The 7,151-nt window shown below is 59.1% G+C and carries 11 protein-coding genes; 4 read left to right on the plus strand and 7 right to left on the minus strand.

Annotated features, from left to right (window positions below; translation table 11 throughout):
* Positions 1–370: 370 nt before the first annotated feature.
* The 5 genes from ACXAD8_RS23065 to ACXAD8_RS23085 form a co-directional block, all read right to left on the minus strand.
* Entirely contained in the window at positions 371–1,825 is a 1,455-nt protein-coding gene (locus ACXAD8_RS23065; RefSeq protein ID WP_475007742.1) for a DUF2326 domain-containing protein, read from the minus strand.
* 301 nt (positions 1,826–2,126) lie between these two features.
* Positions 2,127–2,375 carry an ABC-three component system middle component 6 gene (locus tag ACXAD8_RS23070; protein WP_475007787.1) on the minus strand — a complete coding sequence of 83 codons (249 nt, stop codon included), beginning with the start codon at positions 2,373–2,375 and terminating at the stop codon, positions 2,127–2,129.
* The gene (locus ACXAD8_RS23075) at positions 2,353–3,156 is read right to left on the minus strand and encodes an ABC-three component system protein (protein ID WP_475007741.1); all 804 of its coding nucleotides are present in this window, start codon (positions 3,154–3,156) and stop codon (positions 2,353–2,355) included. Before ACXAD8_RS23075 ends, ACXAD8_RS23070 begins: the two co-directional genes overlap by 23 nt.
* Before the next feature lie 419 nt (positions 3,157–3,575).
* The gene (locus ACXAD8_RS23080; RefSeq protein WP_475233111.1) at positions 3,576–3,902 is read right to left on the minus strand and encodes a histone-like nucleoid-structuring protein Lsr2; all 327 of its coding nucleotides are present in this window, start codon (positions 3,900–3,902) and stop codon (positions 3,576–3,578) included.
* 39 nt (positions 3,903–3,941) lie between these two features.
* Positions 3,942–4,418: a hypothetical protein gene (locus ACXAD8_RS23085; protein ID WP_475007739.1), complete on the minus strand. Its 477-nt coding sequence runs from the start codon at positions 4,416–4,418 to the stop codon at positions 3,942–3,944.
* Between the two features lie 214 nt (positions 4,419–4,632).
* Between ACXAD8_RS23085 and ACXAD8_RS23090 the strand changes: the two genes are divergently transcribed.
* The 3 genes from ACXAD8_RS23090 to ACXAD8_RS23100 all read left to right on the plus strand — a co-directional run bounded on the left by ACXAD8_RS23090 (position 4,633) and on the right by ACXAD8_RS23100 (position 5,826).
* Complete coding sequence (locus ACXAD8_RS23090) at positions 4,633–5,007, plus strand: hypothetical protein (protein ID WP_475233113.1); 375 nt, start codon at positions 4,633–4,635, stop codon at positions 5,005–5,007.
* A gap of 248 nt (positions 5,008–5,255) precedes the next feature.
* On the plus strand, positions 5,256–5,495 hold the full coding sequence (locus ACXAD8_RS23095; protein WP_475233115.1) for a recombinase family protein: 240 nt from the start codon (positions 5,256–5,258) through the stop codon (positions 5,493–5,495).
* 67 nt (positions 5,496–5,562) lie between these two features.
* Complete coding sequence (locus tag ACXAD8_RS23100; protein WP_475233122.1) at positions 5,563–5,826, plus strand: helix-turn-helix domain-containing protein; 264 nt, start codon at positions 5,563–5,565, stop codon at positions 5,824–5,826.
* Positions 5,827–5,876: 50 nt separating this feature from the next.
* Here ACXAD8_RS23100 and ACXAD8_RS23105 read toward each other — a convergent pair whose 3' ends face one another.
* Together ACXAD8_RS23105 and ACXAD8_RS23110 are read right to left on the minus strand one after the other, a co-directional pair.
* Positions 5,877–6,197, minus strand: coding sequence for a LysR substrate-binding domain-containing protein (locus tag ACXAD8_RS23105; RefSeq protein WP_475233117.1), 321 nt, complete (start codon positions 6,195–6,197; stop codon positions 5,877–5,879).
* Positions 6,148–6,789, minus strand: coding sequence for a LysR family transcriptional regulator (locus ACXAD8_RS23110; RefSeq protein WP_475233119.1), 642 nt, complete (start codon positions 6,787–6,789; stop codon positions 6,148–6,150). The genes ACXAD8_RS23105 and ACXAD8_RS23110 overlap by 50 nt, the downstream gene beginning before the upstream one ends.
* Between ACXAD8_RS23110 and ACXAD8_RS23115 the strand changes: the two genes are divergently transcribed.
* Positions 6,779–7,151: nitrilase-related carbon-nitrogen hydrolase (locus ACXAD8_RS23115; protein WP_475233121.1), on the plus strand; the 373-nt coding region annotated here is incomplete at its 3' end. The genes ACXAD8_RS23110 and ACXAD8_RS23115 overlap by 11 nt on opposite strands.

Below are 7,151 nucleotides of genomic sequence, written 5' to 3' on the forward strand. Positions count from 1 at the left end.
ATGGCCGACTGGGCGATGAAGTCCACGATCGCACCCGGGGTGAAGAACGCACCCCGGGCCTTGCGGAGATCGACGGTGTCCCCGTCACGCAGTACATCAACAGCCACAGCTTCGGTCATCCCACCATCCTAGGGCGACCCCCTGTCACGTTTAGCCACTGGCCCACCTAAGCCTGAACTACGTGAGGGACCGGAAAACCGTGTCAGGAAAAGAACAGGCATCTTAACAATCTGCTGCGAAAAGCTAATCGGACAAAGCCATCATGCCCAATTTTTATGCAAAAAGGATGCTGGATCAAATAGCATGATATGTTCTTGTCAAAATAGGTGGAATAAAAGTACTGCACCTGCATCACGGCATCCATGTAAATCTATTGTGCGCCACTGTGAGCGAGGGACATAGGGCGCGAATAAGATCCAAAATCAACACCAAAAGCGCCTCCGACTTCAGTGTCCAAGATGGTGCGGCGTACGCAACTTTCATACCACTCGGCCGACGAAATTGCAGGCGGTATGTCATTGGTGTTCATTGTTACAATGTACTGTGCTCCCGCTCGTTCAACTGTAGTACGCGCCAGGTTTAGTGCGCCGGCTATTTGCCGAGGATCAACTCCATCGAAAACCGTAGAATCATGAATAAGAAAGTGGGGGTGCCGATTCCAGCGACTCTGTTCCATGAGGGTAAGGTCAAACGCAAATAGCTGCATTTTTGTTATGCCACTGCTCGACGAGCCGGAGACCTTAATAGAAAATTTATAGCCCAGATCGTCAACGTCGACAGTTATGGACGCGGGGCGTCCGTAAAGGTTGCCAATGGTTTCGCTAAATCGGGAGTTGACCGAGTCGAGGAATGATCGATCTCGATTCAAATTCTCACGAGCGTCGCGGCGGAAGGTGGCCTGGCGAACGTTTAGTGCATCCTTTGAAGCTTGTACGTTTCGAACGAGTTCGATGGCCTCGTCGATGGTGCTTAGCCGGGCTTTAGTCTCCGTCACTTTACGCTGCAACTCTAATAGATCATCCAGGCCACCACCGCTGGAAAGTCGGCGCAAAAGCACCTGTCTCTGAGTTTGAAGCTCGTCGATTCGAGGCTGTCGATTATGGACGTCTCGTTCAAGACGAGAAATCTCGGATTCAATAAAGCGACGTCGGTTTCCAGCGAGTGTGCGGTGAAAGGCGTCAACTTGGTCAAAGCGACGTAGGGCATTTGGCGAGAAGACCAATCCCAGCTCCCGATAGAGGTCACCAACAACACTGGCGTCGGTGTCGTCATCAGGTTCATCAAGGGAATCTCGGTAAAGCATGAGCAGTCGCTCCGCGGCCACCTGCTCATCCATTATAGTGGTAATTTGAGTCGCGATTTTATTGGACTCAGCTAAGGTGCCCTGGGGATCATCCAGAACAATAAATGATTCAGCTTGTTCTGTTGCAGTCGCAAGCTCCCGTTCAAGCTCGGCGCGTTTTATCAATAATTCGGACTCATCTTCCATGAAACCTGGGATCAGCTGAACCTCTTGAGCATAGTTTAATGCTTTAAAAGCTTCTTCGTCCCTTTCCATGCGGGCCAGCGCATGGGTGTACGTCCAATCTAGCCCTAGTAAGTATGCGACGTGCTGGCGGCTGCTCCAGGCAGGTTGCTGAGCTAGGATTTTGGTTGGATCACGCGGTGCATCAAGGCGGATTACGTATGACAACAAAGTTCGCGGTGAAATGCCATGAGAACCCGGTTCTGTGTTCTCGTCCAGTCCAAACAAGCCTAAACCAAGTAAATACTTCCAATCAACAAGTGAGATGGTTCCATCTTCACGTAGGAATTCAGACAGCATGAGATTAGCATTTCCGCCCGATGCTTTTATGCTAATACGGCTACCGCCCTTAACCTCCCGCGTAGCCCACACGCGTGAGTTAAATAGATCTAATTCCAGAGTGAAAGACCACCCCGTTTCTGCGAGAAATTTGAAAGATGTGGGCCGCTTTGAGCCCAAGCAGTAGTCGATTGCCTGCAAGATGCTGGTCTTACCTCTAGCGTTCCGACTGTGCTTTTCTGACGCTCCTGGGGCTCGGTCAGCGACAATCAGGTTCAAGCCAGAGCTGAACTGTATTGACTGGAACTCTTCTTTATTGGCGCTAAGGCGATGCAGCATTATGCCCCCTTTTAAGGAGTTGTCCGTCTTTGTATTCCAGCAACTGCACTGCGAATAGTAAATCCAGCATCAGCACAAAGCGGGCAAAGGAAATGTTCTGGAAAATGTCTCGGCACTTAATCCATGTTTGCGCCACGGACACATCATCGTCGAGTGAGGTAAACAGAACTTCTGCTTGCCTTAGTAGTGAATCAGAGGCGGAAACGTGCTTACCCGGTAGTAATAGGCTCATGCTCAAATATTTCACAGATCGAGAATAGATGGGCGACAACAGCCAAAGACGCCGCCTGGACCTCAGGGGTAAGAGTGGGTCCGCAGTTGGCGTAGGTGGACCCAACTATATTGTTGAATAGGTCATCGCCTGACAGTCCCTCTGCGAATCCGTGGTAGTAGAGTCCTTTGAAGCGTGCCGTCACTTTTTCGGAAAATCCGATCATGGCTTGATCCATCGTTGAGAGAAATTTTCTGACCTCTCTGTCTTGGGCCATGCCTAGCTCAATGAGGTTTTTGGTCTCTTCGCTGAGTTTGTTAATTTGAATTTTCTCATTAATATCAATAGCTAGTTCGATTGACGGTATATCGTCGTCCAGAACTGTAACCCCTAGGACCAATCCGTCACACACCATTTGTAGCTCTCTAAATCCAACTAACCCCATGGCATATTCAGCAGCCCGATCCATGGCTAGTTCGTGATTTTGTTTCGCTTCGCGCATCCATTCCACGGTGTGAAAAGCGGTTTGCGTGTCAACCGCGTCATGATGTTCGCCGCAGAGCAGTATTAAATTAGACTCGGCCCGTCTTTCGTTGGGCTCCATGCCGGCGTCATAGCGAGGACCGCCCGGGCTTGCAGCTGCGATGTGTGCAATTTTGGCCACATTTTTTGGTTGATCTTTGCGGTTTTTGCTTGGTATTACCAAGCTTTTTCCGCATGTTGGGTACGCGCACCGCCCACCGCTTCGGCCGAACAGGATGCGAACCTGGCTCTCCGGGGGGTCCTTCTCGCGGTTGCTCATGTGCTCTCTCCCTGTGGTCAGCTGATCCCAGATTACGTTATGGGAACTTGGCGACGGGGATCCGTGGCGCCCGTCGTCTTGGGCTCCTTGCGGTTCTCGGTGTCGATGTCAGCATGGCTTGCTGAGTAGTTGAAGCGCGAAGCGCCGTTGGGCACCCAGAGATCTGTTCAGTCGCAGATCTGCCACTGCCATGGGTCGATACAGACTGTTCTGAGCGGCGAGAGCAACGTCCCTAAGTCGTGGTGTTTGAGCCACTCTGGTTATGGGGCCTGGTCTGCTGGATGTCCGTTGATGCGGGACAGGCCGGTGCTTGCAGCGTGGCAGTCATGGGCCAAGGGCATCAGCCTCATCGGTAACGGCGCCGGCCCTTACAACAGTGAGGACCGGCGCCGTGCGCTGTCTATCGAGGTGCTGCTTGCTTAGTGGGCGGCGTAGTAGGCGTCCTTGACGGTCTGATGGATGCGGCCGCGGTCGGAGACCTCGTAGCCGTTCTCCTTCGCCCAGGCCCGGATCTTCGCGGTGTCCGGATCACTGCCGGAGGCGCGGGACCGGGTGCCGCGGGCACCACCACGGGTGGTCTTGCGGCCAACCTCCGCGAAGGGGCGTAGAGCATCGCGCAGTTTCTCGGCGTTGGTGGTGGAGAGATCGATCTCGTAGTCCTTGCCATCCAGGGTGAAGGTGATGGTGTCGTCGGCGGGGCCGCCGTCAAGGTCGTCCTCAAGGCGTACTTCGACTTTCTGAGCCATGGGTGGTGTTCCTACTGATATCCGGGTGGGGGAGTGAGATCAGGGGTGGTCGGGATCGTCGTCGGTGGGCGCGTCAGCGGGTGCATCGTCTGTCGGTGCTTCGGCTAGTTCCACGGCGTCTGCCGGTGCCGTGGTCTTGGTGCGGTTGCCGGTGATCATGGTGCCCTCGGTCGCGAGGTCCACGCAGAGCATGGCGTCCTCCACGAACGGCTTCCACCGTCTCGTGGTCGTGGTATCGATGCCGTAGTGCGCGGTGAAGGCCGTGGCCGAGACGATCGCCTGCCCAGGCCCTCGCTTAGAGCCGCTGCGAACTGCGTAGGCGTGTGGGGAGGAGTCATCAGTAGCACGTAGCGCCATCACCTGGCGGTCACGATCGTAGAGCAGCTCCACCGTCTCAGCGTTGCCGATCAAGTCGTGAGCGGCCCTGTTCAGCGAGATTACCCCCCGCTTCTGGATTGTCACGCTCGGCGCCTTAGCCAGCGGAGTCATCCTCTTGTCAAACACCTCGAACGGCATCGCCCCTCCTATGGCTTGTGACTGATGAAAATCGGTTTCATCGTAACCATCGCAGGCACTTGTCCGAGAGTCACGCGCGGCCCATCAACGGTGTCTCCGAAGGTAAGGGTTGTGCGACGTCTTGGTTGCAAGACTGGAGCCGGTGCGAGGGAATGCGTGCTCTGGTGCCAGCTTGGAGTACTTGACCTCGTGACAGTGTCAGGAGATCCTGACAGTGTCAGGGTTTCATGACACCTCGGAGGTGGACGTGCTCGGCCGCGATGGACAGCAAGGCGTGACGGCGCCGCACGCGGCATGGGAGCTGGGGGCAGCCCTGGCTGACCATTCCGTACCGGTGGACGACCGTGACGGAGTGGCAGTGGCTCAGTTCCTGCGCATGGCTGCCGATGCGTGGGCGGCCGCGAGGACCGATGATGTCGCCGACCGAGCCTTGGAGCGAGTGCGGTTCCTGCGCCTGCTGGAGCGCGGGGCCGGCGTGGCGCTGCGCGACGCCGTGGAGGATGCCCGAGGGAGCGGGGCCTCGTGGGCTGGGGTTGGGTGGGCGTTGAACACCTCCCGGCAGAGTGCCTATGAACGATTCTCCGACTGACACTGCATTCTGCTGCGGGGTTCGCAGACGGGTGAGACCGAGTCTTAGGAGCTTTCAGGGCGTCTGGTGCGTCTCGCAGTCCAAGGGATGCGAGACGTCTCGTGCCCGGAAAATTTGCGCCCGCATGATTCCGCGGTTCGGCCTGTCTCGCATCCTTGTGCTTTATCCATGCCCTAGAATCGGATACTCAACGTTAGTTGCGAGACAGATGGAGGTGGCCGTGTGGAAGCTGATCGGGTACGCGTCGAGTGTCGACGCGGCAGCAGGACGCGGACCGTCAAGTGCATGACCTGCTGGGTGCCGGTGTGCGGCGCGATGACGTGTACGCCGACCAGTGGAGTGTCTGGAGAGCCGTGCATCGCGTCCGCAGTTCGACAAGGCAGTGGCCGCGCTCGAGGAGGGCGACACGCCTGGTGATCACCACGCTGGACCGGCTGGGGCGGTCGACGCAGAACATGCTGGCCTTCGCCGAGGCGCTGCGGAGGTAGAGGTGCCGGGCTGCGGGTGCTCAACCTCGGCGGGGGAGACGTGGACACGGCCACCCCGATGGGCTCGATGGTCGTTCACCGTCATGGCCGCCCTGGCCCAGATGGAGCTGGAGATCAAGCGAGAGCGGATCGCCGACTCGGTGGCCAAGCGCCGGGCCGCCGGCAAGGACCTCGGCGGGCGACGCCAGACCTTCACCGACTCCCAGATCCGCAACGCGCTGCGGCTGATCGAGTCGGCGGCGAGCCGGCCACCCAAGTCGCCCGCGACCTCGGCATGTCCCGGGCCACCCTCTACCGGCGCATCCGCGAGGCCCCAATGGCTACTGCCTGAGTTTCCGCTCCTGGAAGGCCCGAGGAGCCGGAGAGTGCTGGTGAGACGCGTCAGCTGCCGAGGCAATCGCGGACGAAACCGCGCAGCCACTGCTGGGCCGGATCGTTCTCGCGCTGGGGGGTCCAGGCCATCGAGACCGTGAACCGGGGGAATGGGATGGGGGGCTGGGAGAGGACGAGGTCGGTGGTCGCGGCGAAGGCCTCGGCGGCGTGGCGCGGCAGGGTGACCACCACGTCGGCTGTCTTCAAGGGGGTCAGCGCCCCGGAGAAGTGGGTGGTGGACCCGATAATGCGCCCGCGCAACCCCAGGCCCTGAGGCGGATCATCGACGATCCCGCGCCGCCCGTCGTAGGAGACCAGCAGGTGCGGCATGGCCAGGTAGTCCTCCAGCCCCAGCGGGTACCCGCCGGCGGTCCCCGTCGTAGAGGCAGGCGTAGCCGGAAGAGAACAGCTCCTCCCGGTGAAAACTTTCGGCCAACCCGGGCAGGGCCCCGATGGCCAGGTCCACGGAACCCTCCGTTATCAGGGACTCGACGGTGTAGCGGTTGGACTGGCGCACCAGCACGGACACTCCCAGCTTCTGCTCCTGCAGGTGCTGGAGCATCCGGGGCAGCATGCGGGCCTCGATGTCGTCGGACATGGCCAGCACGAACGCCCGGTCGCTGGCGGCGGGGTCGAAGACGGGCTCCTCGAACAGCACCCCGGACAGTTCTCGCAGCGCCCGCCGGATGCGTGGGGCGATCTCCTTCGCCTTCGGGGTGGGGGCCATTCCGTCCTTGGTGCGGGTGAACAGCTCGTCGTCGAAGAGCCGGCGCAACCGGGCCAGGGCCGCACTGGCGGCGGCCTGGCTGATGCCCAGGGCGTGGGCGGTGTGGGTGACGTGGCGTTCGCGCATGAGCACCTCGAAAGTCACCAGCAGATTGAGGTCCACATTCCGGAAATCACGTTCGTCGATGATCATCATCGCCCATATTAGTTTCCCTTCTGATGGAGTGGGGAGGACAATTTTGGGTATGACCTCTGTGAGAGTGGCCGTCGTGCAGGCTGGTTCCGTCCTGTTCGACACCGCGGCCACCCTCAAGAAGGGCGAGCATTACATCCGCGAGGCCGCCTCCCAAGGGGCGGAGCTGATCGTGCTGCCCGAGGCGTTCGTCGGCGGTTACCCCAAGGGCCTGGACTTCGGGATCACCGTCGGCTCCCGCGCCCCTGAGGGGCGGGAGCTGTTCCGCCGCTACTTCGAGGCGGCCGTGGCGGTGCCGGGGCCGGAGACCGATCGCCTGGCAGGGCTGGCCGCCGAACTGGGCACATCACCTGGTGGTCGGGCCA

Source organism: Planctobacterium sp. AWH2_060, assembly GCF_056158425.1.